Origin of the sequence: Pilimelia columellifera subsp. columellifera (assembly GCF_039532605.1) — a bacterium.
Lineage (GTDB): Bacteria > Actinomycetota > Actinomycetes > Mycobacteriales > Micromonosporaceae > Pilimelia > Pilimelia columellifera.
Genome location: NZ_BAAARY010000003.1, coordinates 196,671 through 219,977, shown reverse-complemented (window position 1 = coordinate 219,977; position 23,307 = coordinate 196,671). Strand labels below are relative to the sequence as shown.

24 protein-coding genes are annotated in these 23,307 nt (G+C 71.0%); 11 read left to right on the top strand and 13 right to left on the bottom strand.

Going from position 1 to position 23,307, the window contains the following annotated elements:
- Window positions 1-3 precede the first annotated feature (3 nt).
- The 6 genes from ABD287_RS05420 to ABD287_RS05395 all read left to right on the top strand — a co-directional run bounded on the left by ABD287_RS05420 (window position 4) and on the right by ABD287_RS05395 (window position 4,062).
- The gene (locus ABD287_RS05420) at window positions 4-516 is read left to right on the top strand and encodes a FliO/MopB family protein (protein WP_344169178.1); all 513 of its coding nucleotides are present in this window, start codon (window positions 4-6) and stop codon (window positions 514-516) included.
- Window positions 516-1,364 carry a flagellar type III secretion system pore protein FliP gene (fliP, locus tag ABD287_RS05415; RefSeq protein ID WP_344169175.1) on the top strand — a complete coding sequence of 283 codons (849 nt, stop codon included), beginning with the start codon at window positions 516-518 and terminating at the stop codon, window positions 1,362-1,364. The genes ABD287_RS05420 and fliP overlap by 1 nt, the downstream gene beginning before the upstream one ends.
- Window positions 1,365-1,384: 20 nt before the next feature.
- Window positions 1,385-1,660, top strand: coding sequence for a flagellar biosynthesis protein FliQ (fliQ, locus tag ABD287_RS05410; RefSeq protein ID WP_344169172.1), 276 nt, complete (start codon window positions 1,385-1,387; stop codon window positions 1,658-1,660).
- A 3-nt stretch (window positions 1,661-1,663) separates the two neighbouring features.
- The gene (fliR, locus tag ABD287_RS05405; protein ID WP_344169169.1) at window positions 1,664-2,428 is read left to right on the top strand and encodes a flagellar biosynthetic protein FliR; all 765 of its coding nucleotides are present in this window, start codon (window positions 1,664-1,666) and stop codon (window positions 2,426-2,428) included.
- A 5-nt stretch (window positions 2,429-2,433) separates the two neighbouring features.
- Window positions 2,434-3,540 carry an EscU/YscU/HrcU family type III secretion system export apparatus switch protein gene (locus tag ABD287_RS05400; RefSeq protein WP_344169166.1) on the top strand — a complete coding sequence of 369 codons (1,107 nt, stop codon included), beginning with the start codon at window positions 2,434-2,436 and terminating at the stop codon, window positions 3,538-3,540.
- Between the two features lie 150 nt (window positions 3,541-3,690).
- Window positions 3,691-4,062: a DUF2784 domain-containing protein gene (locus ABD287_RS05395; RefSeq protein WP_344169163.1), complete on the top strand. Its 372-nt coding sequence runs from the start codon at window positions 3,691-3,693 to the stop codon at window positions 4,060-4,062.
- Here the strand turns inward: ABD287_RS05395 and ABD287_RS05390 are convergent.
- A complete protein-coding gene (locus ABD287_RS05390) occupies window positions 4,043-4,567 on the bottom strand; it encodes a pyridoxamine 5'-phosphate oxidase family protein (RefSeq protein WP_344169160.1) in 525 nt (174 codons plus the stop codon). The genes ABD287_RS05395 and ABD287_RS05390 overlap by 20 nt on opposite strands.
- Window positions 4,568-5,111: 544 nt before the next feature.
- On the opposite strand from ABD287_RS05390, the gene flhA reads away from it, so the two are divergent.
- The 4 genes from flhA (at window position 5,112) to ABD287_RS05370 (ending at window position 9,772) form a co-directional block, all read left to right on the top strand.
- Window positions 5,112-7,148 (top strand): flagellar biosynthesis protein FlhA, encoded by a 2,037-nt coding sequence (flhA, locus tag ABD287_RS05385; protein ID WP_344169157.1) that lies wholly within the window; start codon window positions 5,112-5,114, stop codon window positions 7,146-7,148.
- Entirely contained in the window at window positions 7,126-8,616 is a 1,491-nt protein-coding gene (locus ABD287_RS05380; protein WP_344169154.1) for a hypothetical protein, read from the top strand. Before flhA ends, ABD287_RS05380 begins: the two co-directional genes overlap by 23 nt.
- A complete protein-coding gene (locus ABD287_RS05375) occupies window positions 8,613-8,870 on the top strand; it encodes a hypothetical protein (RefSeq protein WP_344169151.1) in 258 nt (85 codons plus the stop codon). The genes ABD287_RS05380 and ABD287_RS05375 overlap by 4 nt, the downstream gene beginning before the upstream one ends.
- A gap of 68 nt (window positions 8,871-8,938) precedes the next feature.
- A complete protein-coding gene (locus ABD287_RS05370; RefSeq protein WP_344169148.1) occupies window positions 8,939-9,772 on the top strand; it encodes a phosphoribosylaminoimidazolesuccinocarboxamide synthase in 834 nt (277 codons plus the stop codon).
- A gap of 7 nt (window positions 9,773-9,779) precedes the next feature.
- Here the strand turns inward: ABD287_RS05370 and ABD287_RS05365 are convergent, their stop codons facing one another.
- The 9 genes from ABD287_RS05365 to ABD287_RS05325 all read right to left on the bottom strand — a co-directional run bounded on the left by ABD287_RS05365 (window position 9,780) and on the right by ABD287_RS05325 (window position 17,599).
- Window positions 9,780-10,223, bottom strand: a complete 444-nt coding sequence (locus ABD287_RS05365; protein WP_344169145.1) for a hypothetical protein — start codon at window positions 10,221-10,223, stop codon at window positions 9,780-9,782.
- A gap of 108 nt (window positions 10,224-10,331) precedes the next feature.
- A complete protein-coding gene (locus ABD287_RS05360; RefSeq protein WP_344169142.1) occupies window positions 10,332-10,694 on the bottom strand; it encodes a response regulator in 363 nt (120 codons plus the stop codon).
- A gap of 8 nt (window positions 10,695-10,702) precedes the next feature.
- Window positions 10,703-11,182, bottom strand: a complete 480-nt coding sequence (locus ABD287_RS05355; RefSeq protein WP_344169139.1) for a chemotaxis protein CheX — start codon at window positions 11,180-11,182, stop codon at window positions 10,703-10,705.
- A gap of 67 nt (window positions 11,183-11,249) precedes the next feature.
- Window positions 11,250-12,098, bottom strand: a complete 849-nt coding sequence (locus ABD287_RS05350) for a CheR family methyltransferase (RefSeq protein ID WP_344169136.1) — start codon at window positions 12,096-12,098, stop codon at window positions 11,250-11,252.
- Complete coding sequence (locus tag ABD287_RS05345) at window positions 12,095-13,273, bottom strand: protein-glutamate methylesterase/protein-glutamine glutaminase (protein ID WP_344169133.1); 1,179 nt, start codon at window positions 13,271-13,273, stop codon at window positions 12,095-12,097. Before ABD287_RS05345 ends, ABD287_RS05350 begins: the two co-directional genes overlap by 4 nt.
- Window positions 13,274-13,364: 91 nt before the next feature.
- On the bottom strand, window positions 13,365-14,264 hold the full coding sequence (locus tag ABD287_RS05340; protein ID WP_344169131.1) for a hypothetical protein: 900 nt from the start codon (window positions 14,262-14,264) through the stop codon (window positions 13,365-13,367).
- A gap of 12 nt (window positions 14,265-14,276) precedes the next feature.
- Complete coding sequence (locus tag ABD287_RS05335) at window positions 14,277-14,717, bottom strand: chemotaxis protein CheW (protein ID WP_344169129.1); 441 nt, start codon at window positions 14,715-14,717, stop codon at window positions 14,277-14,279.
- Window positions 14,717-17,110, bottom strand: coding sequence for a chemotaxis protein CheW (locus ABD287_RS05330; protein WP_344169127.1), 2,394 nt, complete (start codon window positions 17,108-17,110; stop codon window positions 14,717-14,719). Before ABD287_RS05330 ends, ABD287_RS05335 begins: the two co-directional genes overlap by 1 nt.
- A gap of 99 nt (window positions 17,111-17,209) precedes the next feature.
- Window positions 17,210-17,599 (bottom strand): response regulator, encoded by a 390-nt coding sequence (locus tag ABD287_RS05325; RefSeq protein ID WP_344169125.1) that lies wholly within the window; start codon window positions 17,597-17,599, stop codon window positions 17,210-17,212.
- Between the two features lie 363 nt (window positions 17,600-17,962).
- Here ABD287_RS05325 and ABD287_RS05320 point away from each other — a divergent pair, with 363 nt between their 5' ends.
- Window positions 17,963-18,646 (top strand): hypothetical protein, encoded by a 684-nt coding sequence (locus ABD287_RS05320; protein ID WP_344169122.1) that lies wholly within the window; start codon window positions 17,963-17,965, stop codon window positions 18,644-18,646.
- A 25-nt stretch (window positions 18,647-18,671) separates the two neighbouring features.
- Here the strand turns inward: ABD287_RS05320 and ABD287_RS05315 are convergent, their stop codons facing one another.
- From ABD287_RS05315 to ABD287_RS05305, 3 genes are all read right to left on the bottom strand, one after another.
- Window positions 18,672-19,085, bottom strand: a complete 414-nt coding sequence (locus ABD287_RS05315; RefSeq protein WP_344169119.1) for a DUF1622 domain-containing protein — start codon at window positions 19,083-19,085, stop codon at window positions 18,672-18,674.
- A gap of 208 nt (window positions 19,086-19,293) precedes the next feature.
- Window positions 19,294-21,357: a S8 family serine peptidase gene (locus ABD287_RS05310; RefSeq protein WP_344169116.1), complete on the bottom strand. Its 2,064-nt coding sequence runs from the start codon at window positions 21,355-21,357 to the stop codon at window positions 19,294-19,296.
- 201 nt (window positions 21,358-21,558) lie between these two features.
- Window positions 21,559-23,250, bottom strand: a complete 1,692-nt coding sequence (locus tag ABD287_RS05305) for a CBM96 family carbohydrate-binding protein (protein WP_344169113.1) — start codon at window positions 23,248-23,250, stop codon at window positions 21,559-21,561.
- Between the last annotated feature and the right edge of the window lie 57 nt (window positions 23,251-23,307).

The window sequence follows — 23,307 nt, the reverse complement described above, 5'->3', positions numbered from 1 at the left end:
TAGGTGCTGGGACTGACTTTTCAGGTCATCTTCTCGCTGCTCGTGGTCTTCGGCCTCATGTGGGCCATGGCAAAAATGGCTAAGCGTCCGCTGCGCTCGCGTGGCGTCGGGGCGCTGACGGTGCTCACCCGGGCCCAACTCAGCCGCTCCGCCTCGGTCGCCGTCGTCAAGGTTCTCGACCAGGCCCTCATCATCGGGGTCACCGACAACCAGGTGACCTTGCTCGGCGAGGCCGACCTGGCGGCGTTGACCGCCGACACGGCCCCGGCCGAGCAGCGGGAACAGATCCCGCTCACCACCGTCATCCCGGTCGCCCGCATCGGCGGCGACGAGCTCCCCCGGCTCAACGGACACGACCCGCTCAACGGACTCGTCAACGGACACCACGGAGGAGCCGCAATGACCAACGGCAACGGCGACACCGCGCTCGCCGGCCCGCTGGCCGGATCGGTCCTGTCCCCCGGCACCTGGCGACAGGCTGTCAGCGTGCTGCGCGAGCGGACGGTCCGTCGTTGATGGGCCAGGCGCTCAAGGCGCTGCTCGCCAGCATCGGCCTGGCCCTGATCGTCCTCATCGGATCGGCCGCCCCGGCGGCCGCCGCACCTGCCGCGCTCGCCGCGGCCGCCGCCGCACCGGCCGCGCTCGCGGCCCCCGGCGACCCGGCGACGATCGACGACGGCGGGATCTCCATCGACATCGGCGGCACGGGCGACCCGGCCGCCCCCGGCGGCAAGGTCCGCAAGCCGTCCAGCTCCATCGTGATCCTGCTCGGACTGACCGTGCTGTCGGTGGCGCCGGCGCTGCTGCTCATGTGCACCGCGTTCACCAAGATCTTCGTGGTGCTGGGCATCACCCGTAACGCGCTGGGACTGACCACCGTCCCGCCCAACCAGGTGCTGGCCGGGCTCGCGCTGTTCCTGAGCCTGTTCATCATGGGCCCGGTGCTGTCGGAGATGAACGACAAGGGCGTCCAGCCCTATCTCAAAGGCGAGGTGACCCAGGCGCAGGCGTTCAAGACCGGCATCGAGCCGCTGCGCGAGTTCATGCTCAAGCAGACTCGTGAGGACGAGATCGCGCTGCTGACCAAGGTGGCCGACCGGCCCCGGCCGGGCAAGCCCGAGGACGTCGAGCTGACCACGCTCATCCCGGCGTTCGTGATCTCCGAGCTGCGGTCGGCGTTCATCATCGGCTTCGTCATCTTCATTCCGTTCCTGGTGATCGACATGGTGGTCTCGGCGTCACTGATGTCGCTGGGCATGATGATGCTCCCGCCGGTGACCGTGTCGTTGCCGTTCAAACTGCTGCTGTTCGTGATGGTCAACGGGTGGGGACTCATCGTCACCGCCCTCGTGTCCAGCTATTGACGCCACCCGAGGGGAACCCGATGACCGACAACATGATCATTACGCTGGGCCTACAGGCCATGACCATCGCGGCCAAGCTGTGCGCGCCGATCCTGCTCACCGCGCTGCTGATCGGCTTCGCCGTATCGCTGTTCCAGTCCGTCACCCAGATCCAGGAAGCGACCCTGTCGTTCGTGCCCAAGGCCGTCGGCGTCGGCATCGCCCTGCTGGTCAGCGGCAACTGGATGCTGCACGAGATGATCGCCTTCACGCAGCAGCTGTTCGACCAGATCCCGACGCTGCTCGGAAGCGGCTGATCTGTGGCGCTGGACTTCTCGACCGCCACGCTGCTGGCCCTGCTGCTGGGCACCATGCGGGCCTCGGCCTGGCTGGTCATCTCGCCGCCGTTCAACACCAGGATCATTCCCGCGCCGGTGAAAGCCCTGCTGGCGCTGGCGCTGGCCCTGCCGATGACGCCGACGCTGGCCAAGAACGTGCCGGCCGCCGAGGTCGACGCGATCCTGGTCAGCTCCGCCGAGCAGGTCGTCGTCGGCGCGGCGCTGGGCTTCATCACGGCGCTGTTCTTCGCCGCCGTGCAGGCCGCCGGCGACATGATCGACCTGTTCGGCGGTTTCTCGCTGGCGTTCGCCTTCGACCCGCTGTCTCAGACGTCCACCTCGGTGTTCGGCCGGTTCTACAACCTCATCGCGGTCACCCTGCTGTTCGCCAGCGACGGGCACCAGATGGTGCTGCGCGGCTTCCTCAACTCGTACAAGACGCTGCCGCTGACCGGCACGCTGTCGCTGGACAAACTCGGCCGGCTCCTCTCCGAGGGCATCGGGGAGATGTTCATGTCCGCGGTGCAGATCGCCGGTCCGCTCATCGCGGTGCTGTTCCTGGCCGACGTCGCGCTCGGGCTGCTCAACCGGGTCGCCCCGGCGCTCAACGCCTTCGGCCTCGGCTTCCCCGCCAAGATCTTCCTCACTCTGAGCCTAGCCGGGACGGCGATCGCGGTGCTGCCGCGCGCCCTCGACGGCCTCATCGAGACGGCGACCAAGGCGGTCGTCGGAATCGCCGGGGGGTGAGGTAGGTGGCCGGCGAGAAGACCGAGGAGCCAACACCCCAGAAACTCAAGAAAGCCCGCCAGGAAGGCCAGATCGGCAAGACGCCCGACCTGGGCGCCTGGATCGGCATGCTGGCCGCCAGCATCCTCGTCCCGATGACCATGGAAAAGGGCCTGGAGAAGGCCACCGAGATCTTCACCAAGATCCCGGCGGTCATCGAGAACCCCACCCTCACCGTCACCGGCACGCTCATGAAAGAGGCGCTGCTCGCCGTCGCCGTGGCGGTCGGGCCGCTCGCCGCGGCGCTGATGGTCCTGGGCGTCGGCGGCTTCGCCGCCCAGGGCGGCATCCGGGTGGCCTCCAAGCTGTTCATGCCGAAGTTCAGCCGGCTCAACCCGTGGAAGGGCGCGAAGCAGAAGTTCGGCCCCCAGGCGTGGTGGGAAGGCGCCAAGGCGCTGATCAAGACGATCGTCCTGGGCATCGTGCTGTACTACACGGTCAAGGACCTGCTGCCGCTGCTCATGTACTCCGGCTCGCTTCCGCTGGCCAGCCTGCTCGGGACGATCACCAAGGCGATCGTCACCCTCATCCAGTCCGCCGCGGTGGCGGGTTTGGTGATGGCGGCCGCCGACTTCTTCGTCGTCAAGAAGCGCACCAACAAGCAACTGCGGATGACCAAGCAGGAAGTCAAGGACGAGCACAAGAAGAGCGACGGCGACCCGCAGCTCAAGGGCCAGATCCGCTCGCGTCAGCTCGCCATGGCCCGCAACCGGATGATGTCCGACCTGGCCAAGGCCGACGTCGTCCTGGTCAACCCGACGCACGTCGCGGTGGCGCTGCGGTACGACCCGGAGAACGGCGCCCCGAAGCTGCTCGCCAAGGGCGCCGGCAACATCGCCACCAAGATCCGCGAGAAGGCCGCCGAGCACCGGATCCCGATGGTCCAGGACGTGCCGCTGGCGCGGGCGCTGCACGCCAACTGCGAGATCGGGCAGGAGATCCCGCCGCAGTTCTACGGCGCGGTCGCCAAGGTGCTCGCGTTCGTCATGAGCCTCAAGGCCAAGGGCTCGGCCGCCGGCACGCACAAGGCCCCGACGCCCAGCAATATCGACCCCGCGCTCGTTCCCGCGTAGGGCGGGCACCCGGGGCGGCGCCGGGCCGTTTCGCCCAACCGTCGACGGGTAGCCGGGACGGCGGGTAGCCGAGCCCGGCAGACGGTCCCGAGCTGCGGGCAGCGCAGACGGTCCCGACCTGCGGGCAGCGGCGCCCGGGGAGGCCGCGACATGGTGTACCGGCTACTTGCCGACGCCGCGATGACTGCGCATTTCGGCTTCCTGGCCTACGTCACCGTCGGCGGTTTTCTGACCTGGCGGTGGCCCCGGCTGTTCTGGCCGCATCTGGCAGCAGCGGCGTGGGCGCTGGGTATCGTGCTGGTCGGCTGGGACTGCCCGCTCACCCGGCTGGAGAACTGGGCCCGGGCGCGGGGCGGGGAGGCGGCGTTGCCGCCAGGCGGCTTCATCGACCACTACATCGAGGGCGTGGTGTACCCGCGACGACACGCCGCCGCGGCACAACTGGCGGTGGGCGTCCTGGTCGTCGGCTCCTGGGCCGGGCTGGCGTGGCGACGGCGGCGTGCTACCCGGACTCGACCATGAGTTTCGCGACATCGGGGGCGTAGACCGTCATCCAGTGTGGCCGCAGTCGGTAGTAGACGACCTCGGTGTCCCAGTCGAACAGGTCGTCGCCGTAGAAGTCCTTGAGGTAGGCGAGCAGGTCCGGCCAGTCCGCGGCCGGCTCGCCGTTCGCCGGGTTGAGGGTCTCGACCGTCCCGTGCGTGAACACACCGAGATCCTCGCCGCGCAGGTGCGCGACGCTGGCGGCGGGCCGGGCGGCGAGGTGGCGTGCCTTGGCGGCGGTGCGCGCCGTGCCGAAGACCCACCTGCCGTGCAGGAAATGCCCGTCCACGCCGCTGATCCGCGGCTCGCCGCTGGCCGTCACGGTGGACAGGGCGAGGGTGCACATGCCGCCGAGGATCTCAGTGAGCTGCTCGGCTGTCATCGTCCGGTCGGTGAAGATCGACCGGAGGTGGGCGGTGGAGCGGGACAGCGATACGTCGAGCAGGGCCTGGAGCTCGGCGAGTTCCTGGGGCGTTTCGCGCATCAACTCACTGTAATCAGCCCCTCCGTGCTCGACGCCGAACGCGGCGCCATCGTGATGCGCCGACGTGTCCGCTGGCGTGGGCCGGGTCGTTGGCGATGCCGTCGGCGCTGAGGCGCAGCAGGCGCCACCCGACGGTCGCCAGTAGGTCCGACCAGCATGAGACGCCGATGGGGCGCCGGCGAAATCGGTCCGTTTCGATTCGCCCGTCCGGATACTTCCACTGCCGGCGCATCAGCGCCCAGCCGTCCTCGTGGCGGGGGCCAGGGCGCTGAACCGTGTCTCGCCTGACCAGCCAGCGAGGCCGCACCTGGTTCGCAACCGGGACGATCCCGGTCTGTTCCGCCGTACGTGGATTCTGAACTGACGCCGCGGGAGTCAGCTGCCGCCGGTCAGCCCGCGTCATCGGGGCCGGCCGTCGGATGCCCGCGGGACGGGGCACCACGGAACGCTCATCGTCACCGGCCATCGGCCGATGATGACTCATGCCAGGACGGCGCGAACCACGGGCACGGATCAGCCCGGGGACAGCTACGGAAAGGTGCTGGTGGACACCAAGCGTCTGAGCCAGTATGTCGTGCCGGTCGGCGTCATCATGATCATCGTCATGATGGTGGTGCCGTTGCCGAGCTTCCTGCTCGACATCCTCATCGCCCTCAACATCACCGGCGCGCTGCTGATCCTGCTGGTCAGCATGTTCGTGCAGAAGCCGCTGGACTTCTCGGTCTTTCCCGGACTGCTGCTGGTCGCCACCCTGTTCCGGCTGGCGCTCAACATCAGCGCCACCCGACTCGTGCTCACCGACGGCTTCGCCGGCAAGGTGATCGACGCGTTCGGGCACTTCGTCGTCGGTGGCTCGCTCGTCGTCGGCCTCGTCATCTTCCTGATCCTGATCATCGTGCAGATCGTCGTTGTCACCAAGGGCGCCGAGCGGGTCGCCGAGGTCGGCGCCCGGTTCACCCTCGACGCGATGCCCGGTAAGCAGATGGCGATCGACGCCGACCTCAACGCCGGCCTCATCGACGACGCCGAGGCCAAGCGCCGCCGGATCGAGGTCTCCTCCGAGGCCGACTTCTACGGCGCGATGGACGGCGCCAGCAAGTTCGTCAAGGGCGACGCGATCGCCGCCATCATCATCACCGCGATCAACCTCATCGGCGGTTTCGCCGTCGGCATGCTGCAGAAGGGCCTCTCGCCGCAGGAGGCGATCGAGACCTACTCGCTGCTGACCGTCGGCGACGGCCTGGTCTCCCAGATCCCCGCGCTGCTCATGTCGGTGGCCACCGGCCTCATCGTGACCCGCTCCGCCGACGAAGGCGACCTGGGCTCCAGCGTCACCGCCCAGCTCGGCCGGCACAAGATCGCGCTTCAGATCGGCGGTGGCGCCGCCCTGGCGCTCATGCTCATTCCCGGCCTGCCGATGTTCCCGTTCCTGCTGGTCGGCGGCGGCATCCTGTTCGCTGCCCAGCGGATCAAGCCCCCGGCCCCGGCGCCTGTCGAGGACGAGGCTGCGGACCGACCGTCCCCGGACTCGCCAGAGAGCCTCATCGGCGAGATGCGCGTCGACCCGCTGGAGCTGGCGTTGGCGCCCGACCTGGTCGACCTGGTCGACCCGACCAGCGGCGACCTGCTCGACCGGGTCCGCGCCCTGCGTCGCAAGATGGCGCTGGAGTTGGGCATCGTCATGCCGCCGGTGCGTACCCGCGACGACCTGGACCTGCCCCTGTCCGGCTACGCCATCCGGATCAGCGGCATCGACACCGCCAACGGGCATGCCCCGCCCGGCACCGTCCTGGCGATCGGCGACGGCCTCAACGGCCTGCCCGGCCGCGCCGGCGTCGAGCCGGTCTTCGGGCTGGCCGGCAAGTGGGTTCCGGCTGAGCTGCACCACCAGGCCGAGATGACCGGCGCGACGGTGGTCGACCGGGCGTCAGTGATCATCACGCACCTGGCCGAGGTCGTCCGGGCCAACGCCAGCCGGCTGCTGGGCCGCGAGGACGTCCGGGCGCTGGTCGAGATGGTCAAGCGCTCGCACCCGGTGGTCGTCGAGGAGCTCACCCCGTCCCTGCTCAGCCTCGGTCAGGTGCAGAAGGTGCTCCAGTCGCTGCTGGACGAGAACGTGCCGATCCGGGATCTTGTTCGGATTTTTGAGGCGCTCTCGCTGCGCGCGAAGCTCTCGCCGGAGCACGATGGGTTGGTCGAGTCGGCTCGGGCCGCGCTCGGCCCGGCGATCGCCTCCCAGCACTCGGTGCGGGGATCGCTGGCCGTCATCACGATCGACCCGCAACTGGAACACGCGTTACTGGAGGCGCTGCGCCCGGGCGAGGGCGGCACGTTCCTCGCCATCGACAGCCAGCACGCGGAGGCGCTCGTCGCCGACGTCACCCGGCTGTCGACCGCGGCCGAGGAGCAGGGGATCGCCCCGGTGCTGGCCTGCTCGCCGCAGCTGCGGCCGGCGCTGCGGCGACTGCTGCGCGCCGGGGCCCGGGACGAGGCCGTGCTGTCGTACTCGGAGCTGTCCGGGGCGACCGCGCAGATCGAGACGATTGGGGTGGTCGGCGGTGCCTACGCGGGTGCTGCTTGAGGGTCCGGCGATCGAGCCGCTGCTGGCGCAGGTGCGCGAGGAGTACGGCCCGGCCGCCCGGATCATCTCAGCTGACAAGGTGCGTCGCGGCGGACTCGGCGGGTTCTTCACCCGGGAGCACTACGAGATCTCCATCGAGATCGACGACACCGCCGACGTCAAGGCCCGGCCCGCCGGTCCCAGTGGCCCGGGCGCTGGCGCTGTGGGCGGGTCCGACGGTCCCTCCGACGGCCTGCTCGCGCTTGTCGAGGCGAGCCAGGACCGCTTCCGTCGGCTGCCGACCCCGGACAAGCCGCCCACGCCGGCCACCGCGCCGGGTCCGGCTGAGCCGCCCGCGCCGGCCCGGCCAGCGGGTCTTCCGACGCCCCCGACCGCCGGTTGGCGACCGGCCAACACCATGGGCGGGACCGGTTGGCCGGCGAACCTGACGACGTCCGGAGGAGCCGCGAGCGCGGACGCTCCGAGCGCCCCTCCGGCCGAGCCCACCACGAAGTCGGCCCAGCCCGGCGAGACCGTCGGACCGCCGGCGCGGGCCGGCCTGGTCTCCACCGCCAATCCCGGTTTCGCCGAGGTGCTTGCCGGACTGCGCGGCGGCCTCAAGGACGACCTCACGGCGCCGGCGGACGGGTCCGGCGCGTCGGACCAGCCCACTGCCACGATCACCGACCTTCCTGACCCCACCCCGACCCCGCGCCCGGCGCCTGACCCCGGCCCGGCTCCAGCTGCCGCCCCGGTCGCTGCTCCGACCCCGACTCCGGCAGCGGACGGCGCCGCGCCCTGCGCCGGCCTCCTGGAACAGCTCGGCGTGCCGGCGGCGATGGCCCGACACAGCACCGCCGCCGAGCTCTACCCGGCCGCTCTTCAGTCGCTGGCGACGATCCCGCCGGCGCCGGGCCTACCGACCGCCCCGGGCGATGTCCTGGTGCTGCTGGGCGAGCTCCCGGCGGCGATGTCGGCGGCCCGCGACATCGCCGAGCGGCTACGGATCGGCCCGAGCCGGATGTATGTGGTGGCCGACAGCCTGGTCGGCACCGGGCTGCACGCCTCCCGGCGGATCGCCGACGCGGGCCAGGCCGCGAAGAAGGCGCAGAGCCTGCGGGCGGCGGACAGCCCGCACATCGTCGTGGTCGACGTGCCGCTCACCGGACGTCCCGGGGGCTGGGCCAGCAAGATCTGCACAGCCCTGGACGCCTCCGACGTCTGGGCGGTCATCGACGCCACCCGCAAGTCCGCCGACACCGCCGCCCACCTGACGTCGATGGGCGAGGTGGACGCGCTGGCCGCGTACGGGTTAGCCACCACCGCCGACCCGGCGAGCGTGCTCGGTCTCGGCCTGCCGGTCGCCCTGCTCGACGGGGCGCCGGCCACCAGTCACGCCTGGGCGGCCCTGCTGGCCGACCGGGTCGGCGCCGCCCCCAAGCCCCGCCGTCGCCGCCGCCGCGGCGCCACCCCCGAGGAGGACTCATGATTCGCCCTGCCGCGCTCTGGCTCGCTCTGGCGTTGGCCTCGCCAGCCTTCTTCATGGTCGCCACCGGGCAACAGGAGGTCGACACCGCGTTGATCACGTTCCTGATCGCTGTCCCGGTCTCGATGATCATGCTGACGGCGCTGCGCTTCGTCACCGCCGGATACGGACACCGGCCGGAGGCCGACCGGGCCGTCCCGGGCCGACGCGCCACGGACCAGTCCGCCGACGAGGACGCGCTGGCTGAGCCCAACTGACCCGTGATCAGCGCGCCGACCGCCGGACGGTAGGTTCAGCCGCGTTGCCGGCGTCGGAGGGACGGGTCGTGGAGCTGCTGCATTCGGGCAAGGTGCGGGACGTGTACGCCGACGGCGACGACCTCGTCCTGGTCGCCTCCGACCGCCTCTCGATCTACGACGTGGTGCTCCCCACCCCGATCCCGGACAAGGGTCGGCTGCTGACGCAGCTGTCGCTGTGGTGGTTCGAGCAGCTCGCCGACCTCGTCCCGAACCACGTCGTCTCGGCCACCGAGGTGCCCGCGGAGTTCGCCGGCCGGGCCATCCGCTGCCGACGGCTGCGGATGGTTCCGGTGGAGTGCGTCGCCCGTGGCTACCTGACCGGGTCCGGCCTGGCCGAGTACCGGCGGACGCAGTCGGTGTGCGGGGTGGCGCTGCCGCCGGGGCTGGTCGACGGCTCGCGGCTGCCCGAGCCGATCTTCACCCCCACGACCAAGGCCGCCGTTGGGGACCACGACGAGGCGATCACGTTCGCGCAGGTCGCCGCGCAGGTCGGAGCGCAGACGGCGGAGCGGTTGCGTGAGATCACGTTGGACGTCTACCGCCGGGGCGTGCAGATCGCCGCCGCACGGGGCGTCATCGTGGCGGACACGAAGCTGGAGCTGGGCTGGGGGCCCGACGGCACGCTCACCCTCGGCGACGAGGTGTTGACGTCGGACTCGTCCCGGTTCTGGCCGACGGAGGGTTGGGCGCCGGGCGGTCCGCAGCCTTCGTTCGACAAGCAGATCGTCCGGGACTGGGCGACAAACGCCGGTTGGGACCGCACGCCGCCGGCGCCGGTCGTCCCCGAGGAGGTCATCGCGGCGACCAGGGCGCGCTACATCGAGGTCTACGAGCGGTTGACCGGCCGTAGCTGGAGCTGACCGGCGGCTACTCGGCCAGCGCGATCGCCAACCGGCCGCCGCCGTAGCGGGAGATCGTGACGTTGACGTCGAGCCGGCGCCCCACCGCCAACAGGTAGGCGGCGGCGTCGTTGGGGAGGCTGTCGCCCGGGGCGACGACCTGGTGCAGCCTGACGTGCGGTCCGCCCTCGCGGTTGAGGAGCCCGGCGAGGATGTTGCACAGCTCGCTGACGTTCTCCAGCAGGGCCGGCGACAGCTTCCTGTCGGTGACGGCGTCCTCGGCGCCGCCGACGGGCATCAGGCCTAGGGCGGCGCCGGCGTAGGCGGCCAGCGGCAGATCCAGCCCGATGACGGCTACCAGCTTCTTCATGTCGTCGGCGTAGAGAGCCACCACCGACGACGGCAGGTCGTCGGTCTTGAACGGGTCGCCCGGGGTGACGTCCACCTGGCGACCCATCAGGTCTTCGATCATGGCTCGCACCGGCAGGAGGCCTGGCAGGGTCACCGTCATACCAGGGATATACCCGCTCAAACCAGGCCTAACCCATGGCCAGAGCCAGTTGGCGGCGCGCCGAACCGCTCACCCGAGGATCGGGGCGAAGACCTCGCCGAACCGCTCGGCGGTGAACGGCTTGACGATGAAGAACTCGGCCCCCGCGGCTTCCGCTTGCTCCTGCATCTCCGGAGTGCACTCGGAGGTGACGAAGCCGAAGCGCACCCTGTCGCCGGTGGCGCGCAGCCGCTGGAGCACCTCGACGCCGGTCAGCTCCGGCATGTTCCAGTCTGAGATCACCAGATCGGGATGCTCGTTGACGACCATCTCGTAGGCCTGCCTGCCGTCCGCGGCCTCGACCAGGTCGTGGTCGCCGAATCCGGCCTGACGCAGCGTGCGGGTGACGATCTGGCGCATGACCCGGCTGTCGTCCGCGATGAGGATCTTCATTGTCGTCCCTAACCTTCCCGCTTCTCCTGCCACATGGAGACCGAAACCGGCTCCCCCTGCCACTCACCGACCAGATCGCAGACCCTGACCACGCCGGGCCACTTGGACAACGCTCCGGGCGCCAACAGGACGTGCGGCAGCGACACGAAGCAACCGGTCGGCAGCATGCTCTTGACGTTGCCGCCGACGATGTTGGCCAGCTCACCGAGCGTATCGGCGAGGTCGTCCTCGGTGACCTCTTCCGGCGGTATCGCCAGGAACGTCGCGGCAGCCAGCTTCGCTGCCGGGACGCTACAGGCGAAGACGACGTGCCCGTGCCAACTGCCGGTGATCGACACCGACGCCTGAGCGTCGAAGCGGTCCGGTCCGGCGCCGGTCATGAGCAACGGGGCCGAGCCATCCGGGTCCAGGTAGGACTCCCAGACCTGGTCGACCATCTCCTTGAGGTCAATGTCGTTGGGCTCGACGAAACCCGGCGAGTCAGACATTACGCTGCTCCGTTCGGTACGTGGCTTGATCAGGTATTCGTGCGCTCCGACGCCGAGCCAAGCTCTCCTACCTCACTCCGCTGCCGTTCGTCGGCGTCGACCTGCGAAGCTGGTAGGCGAACGTCGAACCAGCCGGGGCTCGCTCGAAGCTGTCGTCGATGCCGATGGTCGACTCCGCGGCGCCGAGGAACAGGTACGCGTCCGGACGCATGAGCCGGCCGATGTTCTGCAACACCGTCCGCTTCACACCCATGTCGAAGTAGATGAGAACGTTGCGAAGAAACACCAGGTCGAACGGGGCCATCGGCGGCGGCGGCCCGGCCAGGTTCAGCCGCTGGAAACTGATGTTGCGACGCAGCTTCGCGGCGACCCGCCAGTGTGCGCCCTCGCGCTCGAAGTAGTCGACCAGCATCCGCGCCGGCAACCCCCGGCTGACCTCGATCTGGCTGTACTTCCCGCCCTGCGACCGCTCGATCATGTCGGCCGAGATGTCGCTGGCGAAGATCTCGTACGTCCAGCCGGCCGGCAGAAACTCCTGCATCGTGATCGCCAGGCTGTAGGTCTCCTGTCCGCTGGAACAGGCGGCCGACCAGACCCGCAGGTGCCGGTGGTGGCCGCGCTCAGCGACAAGCTTGGGCAGCACATGGCTGGTGAGGGCCTGGTACGGCGCCTGGTCGCGGAACCAGGACGTCTCGTTCGTGGTCAGCGCGTCGATGATCGACTGGATCGAGGCGCGGTCGTTGCGTTGCCGGACCCTGACCAACAGGTCACCCACCGTCGCCACCCCGGCCTCGCGAGCCAGCGGCAGCAACCGCGCCAACACCAGGTACTCCTTGCCCGGACCCAACACGATCGACGACTCACGGCGCAGCAGGTCGGCAACGTACGCGAACTCGGTGGGCGCCAACGTCGTCATCGGGACACCGCGATCCGGGACGGCGCCCGACCGCCGGCCGCGCGCGCGGCCAGATGCGGACCGATCCGGTCGATCGGCAGGACAACGTCGGCGAGCGCCGCGCCGACCACCGCGCCGGGCATCCCCCACACCACCGAGGTCGGCTCGTCCTGGGCCACGATCGCCGCCCCGGCGGCCCGCATCGTCCGGGCCCCTTCCCGGCCGTCGTGCCCCATTCCGGTGAGGACGGCCGCGAGCGCCGACCGGCCGTACGCCTGGGCGACGGAGCGGAACAGCACGTCTACCGCGGGCCGGCACGAGTTCTCCGGCGGTGAGCCGGTGAGCCTGGTGACCACCTCCACCCCCGAACGGACGACGGTCAGATGCCGGTCGCCGGGAGCGATGTAGACATGCCCGGGCAGCAGCGGCCGGCCGTCGCTGGCCTCGTGGACCGACAGCGGCAGGGTGCGGTCCAGGCGGTCGGCGAACATTTTGGTGAACAGCGGCGGCATGTGCTGGACGACGACCACCGGCACAGCCAGGGCGCCCGGGAGCGCGCCGAGGACCGCGGCCAGAGCCTCCGGTCCGCCGGTGGAGCAGCCGACAGCGAGCACGTCGATCCGGCCGGTGGGCACGGGGCGTGGCGTGGCTGTGGGGGCCCGTGGCGGCGCCGGGCGCGGGTCGACCTGCGGACGGGTCCGCATCGCGGCCGAGATGCCGGGCCGGGCGGGCGACGGTGGACTGCCCGCCGGGCGCGGGGCGCCCGGGGCGGGGCGGCCGGAGCCCGCTGTCCGGCGGGCGCACAGGGCCCGGATTCGCGGCACCAGCTGCTCCCGGACGGCCTCGATTGAGGCGACGACGCTACCGGTGTTGGAGGGCTTGGTGACGTAGTCCGAGGCGCCGGCGGCGAGGGCGTCCAGGGTCGCGGTGGCGCCCGCGGCGGTCAACGTGCTGAACATGATCACTGGGACGCGCTGGTGGCGGCGGCGCAGCTCCCGGACGGCGTCGATCCCGTTCATCACCGGCATCTCGATGTCCATCGTCACCACGTCGGGGCGCAGTTGCTCGACCCGCTCGACGGCGAGGCGGCCGTTCGCCGCGGTGCCGACCACGGTGATGTCGGGGAGGCCCGACAACGCGTCCTGGATGAGCCGTCGGACGACTACCGAGTCATCGACCACGAGCACCGAAACCATCAAATCCGCCTTCCATGGCAGCGTGAGCGTCGCCGTTCTATCGGCTGACCGGTCCGCCGACTGACGCAAATCGCCTGCCGCCTCGGCGCCGTCACATCCGGTTGTCGCGGGGCTCGGGCAGCCAGGCCGGGCCGAACACCGACAGCACCGGGGCCACCAGGCGGTGCGCCGCCTGGGTGTCCAGCAGATCCCGCACCACCAGCGCCTGGGCGGCGCCGCTGAGCAGGTTCCAGACGCCGGCGGCCCGGTCGTGCGCCGACACCGCGCTGGTGTCCAGCGCCTGCACCAGCAGCAGCTGCGCGGCCGCGGCGGTGCGCACCCGGTCGGACAGGTAGGCGGCCCACGAGGCGGAGTGCACCGACGCCGCCCACCCGTTGGGGTCGCTGCGGCGGTACTCGTCCACCGCCCGCGACAGCCGTCGGGCCGCTGACGGCGGCATCGCCCGCACCTGGCCCAGCAGGCCGTCGACCGCGCCGTGGTGCGGGCCCAGGTCCACCGGCGGCGGGTCGGCGAGCTTGCGCCTGGCCCGCACCCACGGGGCGGCCAGGCGGCGGCGGGCGTCGACCGACAGCAGGTCGCGCAGGTAGCCGGCGACGGCCGCGTCGCAGAGCACCGAGGTGGCCGCCGCGGCGTCCGGGGCCTGCCTTGCCGTTCTGCCCGCACCGATCCAGGTCCACGACAGAATGTCGTGCCGCAGGCAGGTCAACAACCCGTCGACGGTGCCGATCGGGGCCCGGCGGATGCCGGCGAGCGTGCCGATGGTCAGTTCCCCCACGCCCACGTCACGCACCGTAGGGACCTGCGACGCCGCCCGCTGCACGTCCGCCCACAGCCCGGCCCGGTCATCCGCGGCCGGCAACTGCGCGGCCAGCACCGGCAGGTCGTCAGCGCGCAGGGTCAACGCCCGCAGCAGCACCTCGGCGACCGCCTCGCCGCCGGGCAGTCGGGTCAGGTCGAAGCCGAGGACGGACGCGCTCACCAGGCTGTACATCGGCCGACCCGTTCAGGCCGCGGTGGGGGCGTTGGTGTCGACCGCGGCGTCGACGTCCAGCGCCAGCATCAGGCGGTCGCCCACCTTGAACGTGCCCAGCACCAGTTCCCGGGCCGGGCCGGCCAACGTGTCCGGCGGCGGCTCGAACTGGTCGGCGTCCAGCTCGATCACCTCGCCGATCCGGTCCACCAACAGGCTCACCGGCTCCTCGTCGCCGCGCAGGATGACGTTCATGACCGGGCCGTCCATGGCGTGCCTGGGCAGGCCGAGCCGGACCCGCAGGTCAACGGCGGCGATCACCTGGCCGCGCAGGTTGAACAGGCCCCCGATGGTTGCCGGGGCCAGCGGCACCGTCGTGTACTCGGAGAACGACAGCACCTCCTGGACGTGCTCGACCCCGATCCCGAACAGGGCGCCCTCCACCTCGAAGGTGGCGTACTGACGCGTCGCCATCAGGCCTCCACGAGAGCGCTGTCGGACTCGGTGTAGAAGTGCGGGTCGGCGGCCAGGATCGCCCGACGTACGTCCAGCAGCTCGGTGACCCGTTGGGCCACCACCGTCGAGCCGATGAGCCCGTCGTCGTCCAGCTCGCCCCGCTCGTCGGCCGAGCTCTCCACGATGTCGACGATCGTGTCGACCACCAGGGCCACGCTGCGCCCGGCCTGGGTGTAGACGACCGCCGAGACCGCCTCGCCCTGCTCGGCCATGCCCACGCCCAGCAGGGCCGAGAGCCGGACCAGCGGCAGGATGCGACCCCGGTACTGGACCACCTCGCGGTTGCCGACCCACTCCAGCTTGTCCGCCGCGAACTCCTCCAGCCTGGTCACCGTGTCCAGCGGGATCGCCACCCGCCGGGCGCCGACCGTGGTGATGAGCAGCCGGTCGACGGCCCCGCCGACCGGCGTCGCGGGCTCCTCGGCCTCGACCGCCCGCTCGGAGGCGGGCGACAGCCGGGACCGGCGCGCCAGCGACGCGACATCCAGGATCAGCGCGACCTTGCCGTCGCCGAGGATCGTCGCTCCCGCGTAGACGCCCAGCTCCTTGAAGCGGGCGGTCAACGCCTTGACGACGACCTCCTCGGTGTTGAGCACCCGGTCGACCACGACGCCGAACCGGCGGCCGTCGCCCTGGAGCACCACGATGTAGACGCCCTCGTCGCCCGAGGAGGTCGGACGCCCGAGCGCGGTGTCCAGGCGCACCAGCGGCAGCAGCTTGCCGCGCAGCCGGTACACCGGGGCCCCGGAGACGTACTCGATCCGGGTCTGGGCGCCGTCGATGTAGACCAGCTCGTGCACGGCGACCTGCGGCACGACGTACCGCTCGCCGCCGCTCTCGATGGTCAACGCCTGGATGATCGCCAGGGTCAGCGGGATGGTGAGCCGCCAGGTGGTGCCCTCGCCCAGGGTCGACTCGACATCGATCGCTCCGCCGATCCGCTCGATGTTGGTCTTGACCACGTCCATCCCGACGCCGCGGCCGGAGACGTTGGTCACCTGGTCGGCGGTCGAGAAGCCCGGCTGGAAAACCTGCATCATCACCTCGCGTGGCTCCATCCGGGCCGCCTCGTCGGCGCCGACGACCCCACGCTCGACGGCCTTGGCCCGCACCTTCTCCACGTTGATCCCGGAGCCATCGTCGGTGACCTCGACGGTGACGTGTCCGCTCTCGTGGTAGGCGCGCAGGGTCAGGACGCCTTCGGCGGGTTTGCCCGCGGCGGCCCGCTGCGACAAGTCCTCGATGCCGTGGTCGACGGCGTTGCGCACCAGGTGGGTCAGCGGGTCCTTGACCGCCTCCAGCAGGCTGCGGTCCAGCTCGGTCTCGGCGCCGACCATCCGGACCTTGACCTGCTTGCCGCAGGCGTTGCTGAGGTCCCGCACGACCCGGGGCAGCTTCATCCACAGCTGCTCGATGGGCTGCATCCGGGTTTTCATAATGCCCTCTTGCAGCTCGCTAGTGATGAGGTTGAGCCGCTGGGTGGTGCGCACGATCACCGGGTCGTCCGCCTCATCGGCGGCCCGCACCAGCTGGTTGCGGACCAGGACCAGCTCGCCGACGAGGTTCATGAGCGCGTCGAGCAGGTCGACGTCGACGCGGATGCTGCTGTCGGCGACCGCGCGCCTGCCCTGGGCAGCGAGCGCCTCGTTGACCGCGCCGGTGTTGGTCTTGCCCTCGTCGAGCAGGATCGACCCCAGCGGACGCTCGTCGCCGGCATTCTGCTTCTGCAACGCCCAGTTGACGTCAGTGTCGACTGCCCCGCCGCCCTCGACGAGCAGCTCCCCGATCGGCCGGCGGGCGTCGGGCTCCGCGGCATCGTGGGGCGCCGCGGCGCTGGCCTCCGCGGGGGCGGTTTCGGCCGGGGCGGTGGTCTTGACGGCCTTGCGGCTGGTCTTGACGGCCTTCCCGCGGGATGCCTTGCCGGCGCTGGGCTTGGCGGCGGCCGGCTTGGCGGCGGCCGGCTTGGCGGCGGCGATCTGCCGATTGACCCGCGCGATGATCTCCTCGACGGGGACGTCCCCCTCGGCGCCGGTCTCCTCGATGGTGGCCAGCAACGCCCGGACGCCGTCGAGCATCGCCAGCAGCGTGCTGATGGTCTCCTGGGTGACCGGCTGGACGCCGTCGCGCAGCCGCGAGAGCAGGGACTCCCCGGCGTGGGCCAGTGTCTCCAGCCGGCCGAAGGCCAGGAAGCCGCTGGTGCCCTTGATGGTGTGGATGGTGCGGAAGATGCTGGACAGGAGCTCGCGTGACTGTGGATCACGTTCGAGCGTCACCAGGTCGCTGTCGAGCTGGTCCAGGTTCTCGTGGCTCTCCACGAGGAACTCCTGGACGATCTCGCCGAAATCCTCCACCTGTGCCTCCTGTCCCCGTGGGCGCCGGACCCACTAAGCCAACGCCATCTCGGCCGGCGGCGGAGGCGACTTGGGGCGATCGCCCGCCAGTCGCCGGGGTCACTCGTCGAGCGCGTTCCGGACGGCCGAGACCAGGCTGTCGGTGGTGAAGGGCTTCTGCAGGACGGTGTCGGCGTCGTCGAGCAGCCCCTGCCGCACGGCCGCCTCCTTAGGCAGGCCGGAGACGTAGAGCACCCGCAGGTCGGGCCGGACCTCGCGGGACTGCCGGGCGACGCCGACGCCGATGGCGTCCGGCATGCCGAGGTCGGCGAGCAGAACATGGATCTCGCCCTCGTGGTCCTTGCAGACCGCGACGGCGTCATCGACATCGCCGGCTGAGAGCGTCGTGAACCCACGGCGCTCCAGCATCCGGCACATCACGTCACGAAGATCGTCCTCGTCGTCGAAGACGAGGACCGTGGGGTGTTGCGGAAGTGTTGGCGCGGACACGGCGGCCCCCTCGGCGTCGGTTTGGCGAGCGGCGTAGGTTGCCACCCACTACATCGGTCACTCACAGTCGGCTTCAGTTGCGAATGTTACTCGCGCTTGAACCTTCGGTTGGCGCTGGTTCTACCTTCCATCGCAATATCTCCGCATATATGCCCTAGATAGTAATTATCAATAAATTTCTGATCCGGCACTCTCGGCTAGTCAGTCCATAGTGGATCAGTCACTCAGCGTAGGCAATTCAGGGCTAAATCCAGACGCGACCATCCCGCCCGAGCGGCGATTTGCACGACTTATTGCCAGCTCAGAACACCTGAACCATTTATGGATCTCGATTATCGAGGCCCTTCGTGCTTTAGTGACTCCATGTCATCTCAGGCAGCGGGCAGCCCCACTCGCGCCGCCATCGACATCGCCGTTCCGGCCCCGCCGGACGCCGGCGATTCCCGAATGGTGACTATCGACGCGCTGCTCGACACCGACCAGGACGATCTCGCCGAGGCCGCCGCGCGCAGCCGGCGACGCAGTCGTCGCCTCGCTCTCTCCGGCGCCGGGCTAGGCGCGCTGTGCCTCCTGGCCGCCGCCGGGCTCGGCCCCACGTTCGACACCGTCCGGCCCGGTCAGTCGACCGTCGTCCAGGCCCAGGGCGAGCCGCCGGCGCCCCCGGTGGTCGTCGAGCCGACCGGCGACGCTGCCGACAGTGGCAGCGCCCGGGCGCCCGCCGGCAGCGGCGGCGCGGTGGCTACGCCGCCCCAGACCCGGTCCTCGGCGGCGCTCATCCGCCCCGCGACCGCCGCCGCCAGAGCGGGCGGCGACGCGGCGCCGCCGGGGCCCGACCGTTCACTGCCCGGCGGCGTCGGCGTGCCGACGCCGACCAGGCCCCCGACGGACGAGGTCCCGACCGATCGCGATCTCCCCTCGCCCAACCCGGGCCCGACAGCCTCGCCCAGCGCCACCCCGACCAGCCCGCCCACGCCCAGCGTCAGCCCGACAGCCTCGCCGTCGCCCGCTCCCCCTGGATCGCCAGCGCCAGCGCCATCGACCAGCTGACGCCCGGCGCGGTTCGCGTCGGCGGTCAGCGGGCGGCGCCGCTCCCCCGGTCCGCGGGCAGGTCGTCGATCGGGTCGGGCGTCAGTCCCCCGACCGGGTGATCAGCCAGCTCAGCCCGCTCCCGGGAGATCTCCCGGCTGAGGAAGTAGTTGAGGGCGGTCCGGATCGTCGCGATCGCCGCCAGCTCGACGATCTCCTGCATGGTGGGGCCCACAGCGGTACGCAACAGGTCAGCGGCGAGCTGGAACTCCAGAGCCAACGCCAGGTACCGGCCCAGCCGCAGCCGCACAGCTGTGAAGGCGTCGGTGCGCCGGGACCGGACCACGACGACGAGGAACCGGCCCAGCGCCGCCGCGGTCCCCACGACGATGACCAGCGCGCCAGCCGCCTCGACCGCCGTCACCAGCCAGTCGACCGCTGAGGCCAGCGTCAGCTCCACCGGCGCGGGGTCCCAGCCCCGGCGGCCGCTGTCGCCACCACCCGGTCGCCGGTCGCGATGAGATGGTCGTCCTTGTGCTCTATCAGGTCCTCCCGGCGCCGACGGCGGCACGCCCCGTCGCCCGGTAGCTGGCCGCTGACCTCAGTCGCCGACCGGGTTCCCGTCCCGACGCCGGTCAAACCGGGCGGGTCCGGCCGGAGCGGCCAGGTCAGGAACGCCAGGCGCGGGAGCTGGTGATCCGGGAGTTGCCGGCGCGGTCAACCGCCCGCAACGCCACCGTCAGCTTCCGTCCGAACCGGTCGGTGTTGACCCGCATGGCGTAGCCGCTGGTGTAGTCGCGGGCCACGACCCGGCCGTTGACCAGCAGGTCGACCCGGGCGATGCCGTACCGGTCGCCCGCGTTGGCGGTGACGGTGACGGTGCGCGAGACCCGGGCGCCGGAGCGCGGAGCGGACCGGAACCCCACCGCCGGGGCGGCGTTGTCAACCGTGACGTACCGGCTGTGCGCCTTGACGTTGCCGGCGGCGTCCCACGCCTTGACGGTCAACAGCACCCGCCCGCTGTAGCGGCCCGAGTACCAGCCCGGCGCGAACGGGGCCGCGGTGTCGGTGGACACCAGCGCGCCGTTGACGTAGAGCGAGACCCGGCTGACGCCGCTGAGGTCCGAGGCGCTGGTGTGGACCCGCACCGTCGAACGCGCGTAGCCGTTCGCGACCGGCGAGCTGACCGACAGCGCCGGCACGACGTTGTCGACCAGCAGCGGCAGCGCAGCCACCCCGACCGTGCCCAGGTTGTCGGTGGCCACCAGAGTCAGCGCGGTGTTCCGGGGCATCCCGACCGTCGACAGCCCGAACCCGTACGGACCGGCGCCGGCGACGGTGCTGGAGACCACCCCGTTCACCAGCAGCGACATGCTCGCCACACCGTCGTCGTCGGTGGCCTCAGCGGTCACGTTGATCGAGCCGCGCACCAGGGACTGGGCGACGACGCCACCCGGGGTGATCACCGGGGCGCCGGCCGAGGCCACCGTCTGGACCACGTCCAGGGCGTTGACCCGGCCATGGGCCGTCCACGCCGACGCCAGCGGGTCGGCGGTCGCGGTGATCGCGGCGGCCAGCTCGGCCGCGGTGGACCCAGGATCGGCTGCCAGGGCCAGCGCCGCCACGCCGGCGACGACCGGGGTGGCCGCGGAGGTGCCGCAGAACGAGTACCAGGAGCTGAACCGGCCGCCGGTGATGACGCAGCCGGGCGCGGCGACGTCGACCCAGGAGCTGCCGTAGTTGGACCATGAGTAGCGGGCGTCGGCGCTGGTCGACGCGCCGACCGACAGCACGCCGGCGATCGCCGCCGGGTACTGCCGCGAGCTGACGCCGTCGTTGCCGGCCGCGGCGAGCACGAGCACGTCGTGGGCGACCGCGTAGGCGACGGCCTCGTTGAGCAGTGCGTCGGTGGACGGGCCGCCGAGGGACAGGTTGATGACATCGGCGTCGTGGTCGGCCGCCCACCGGATACCGGCGGCGATGTCGCTATACCAGCCGTACCCGTCGCTGGCCAACACCTTGATCGGCATGATCTTGCAGCTCCAGCACACCCCGGCCGCCCCGCCGTGGTAGCCGCCGCCGGCGTCGTTGCCGGCGCCGGCGATGGTCGTGGCGACCTGGGTGCCGTGACCGTGGTCATCGGCGGCGTTCGCGTCGTCGTTGACGAAGTCGTGACCGGCGACGATGCGGCCGACCGGCAGGTCGGGGTGCGCGCTGACGCCGGTGTCGATGACCGCCACCGTCACCTCGGCCGAGCCGGTGGTGCGCTGCCAGGCGCCCGGGACGGCGATCCGGTCCAGGGCCCACTGCTGGGAGCGGAAGTGGTCGTTGGCGGTGACGGCTGCGACCTTGGCGCGCTTGTCACGCTCCACGTAACGGACGGCCGGGTCGGCGCGCAGCGCGACGATCGCCCCGGCCGCGTCGGCGGCGGAGACCTCGACCGTGGCCGTGGTCGGGCTGACCCGCTCGGCGTCCACGACGTCGATGTGGTGGACGTGCTCCAAGCGGCGGGCCGGCGCGGTGGCGTCGGCGCCGGGCCTCAGCCCGACGATGAGCGCTCCCGGCTCGGCCGGGGCCGGCGCGGGGTCGGCCACCGGGGCGGCGATCACGCTCGGCGGCGGGACGCTGACGGGGACGGCGCCTGCTGGCGACGCCACCGCCAGGAGGGCGGACGGGATCGCGGCGGCGCACGCCGCCGTGATGGTCACTGCTCGCAGGTGCGCACGCCGCATGACACTGCCTTCCTGGCCGTTGCTACGTCGACCGCTTCCATGCGGCCGTGCGAGGCTGATCGGCGTTGACGACGGCGGCCTGAGGGAACCAGCGCGTGTTTTTCCGTGTCGGCCGGGCGGCGGGCACGGCTCGGGCCCCGCGCCGACGGATGATCAGTCAACGCGGGGCCCGGCCCCAGAGAGTCGCTCAGCGGTGACGCGTCAGCGGACGCGCACCACGAACCGCGGGTCTGCGGCGATCTTGCGGAACTCGGTCAGCGCCGCGCCGGAGCTGTCGATGCGGATGTCCGAGCCGTTCTGGTCCTTCTCGGTGTCGAACCACAGCATGCCCTTGATGGCCGGGAACTTGCCCAGCTCAGCGAGGACCGACGACAGGATCTTGGCCTTCTGGGCCGGGTCCTCGGCGTACTCGTGCACGCCCCACTCCGACAGCATCAACGGCTTGCTGGCGTGGAACTTCTGGTGCCAGTTGTAGAAGCCGGGGAACTTGGCCGGGTCGGTGGTGCGGTTGACCAGGTCGGTGAGGGTGCCGTAGTGGTAGCCACCGGGCTTGGAGGCGACATAGGCGTCCAGACCGATCCAGTCGACAACGTCGTCGCCCGGGTACAGGTCGTACCACCACGACTGGTTGTAGAACTTCTCGATGCCCATGTAGGCCACCACGAACACCGCGTTGTCGACGCCGTTGGCGCGCATCCGCTTGACGGTGTGCCGGAACATCGCCGCGAAGTCCTTGGCGGTCATGCCCGAGCCGGCGGTCGCGACGACGTCGTTCTCGGGCTCGTGGTGCATGGTCATGAAGAACTTGTCGCGGTAGTTCGCCTTGATGTACGCCGAGAGCGCGTCGATGCGGGCGTCGTACTTGCCAGCAGCGACGTCGGCCCACTTGCCGCCGTAGTTTACCTTCCAGTTGGTGAACAGCAGGCGCGGCTTGCCGGCCTCGTTCGCCATGGCGATCTCCGCCTTGGTCGGGAACATCTCGTCGCCCCGGTGGTACGTGTGGTAGACCGACGCGGTGCGGCCGGACTTGGCCTCCCACTCGCGTAGGGCCTGGTCACGCGGGGTGCTGGCGAAGCCGCCCGCGGCCGCGCCCCACAGCACGCCACAGCTGGGAACCAGCATGGCGTCCACAGCGCACTCACGCTTGGTCGGCGTCGGAGTGGGCGCGGTAGTTGTCGGCGGCGCGGTGGTCGGCGCCGTCGTCGGCGCGGTGGTCGGGGCGGTGGTCGGCGCGGTGGTCGGGGTCGGCTTCGGCGGACGCGGCGCCACCGGCTCACGGACCGTCACGGTCAGCGTCGGCTTGCCGGTGGCCAGCTCCGACGACCGGAACCGGGCCAGGCCGGCGCCGGGATTGGTGACGGCGAAGGCATGCGTGCCACCGGCCCGCACCGCGCTGGTGAGGTTGAAGGTGACGGTCGCCGCGGTCGCAGCCGGCTGGACGGTGGCCACGTCGGCGCCGAGAACGGCCCGGTTGGCGTGCGTCAACGAGCCCTCGGTCCACGAGGTGCTCGCCACCTTCTTGACCTTGAGGCTGGTCGGGAGCTTCTCAACGTCGCGGGTCAGCGTCAGCGAGGCGTTGGTGACGCTCGCGCCGCTGGCCAGCGTCCCGACCGGAAACTTCAGGTAGGACAGATAGGACGCCGTGCCCGCCCGGCCGGTGACCAGCTTGGTCCACGACCCGGTGTTGGTCGTGGCGGCGGTGCTGGCGGTGTAGGCGTCGTCCGAGGCCGTGACCTTGAGAACGCGGGTGGTGTATGTCATGTCGTCGGCGCTGGCGGCCGATCCGCTGAGGACAGTTCCACTCAGCGCGGTCGCCGTGGCGAGCGCTGGGGCCAGGACGCGTACGACGCCACGGCGGTATCCGTTGAACCGGGTGGTGGTTCGCTGGGTCACTATGTGATCTCCTTGCCTCGACTCCGCGGGAGGTGCGGACTCATTCGAGGTTGTCCA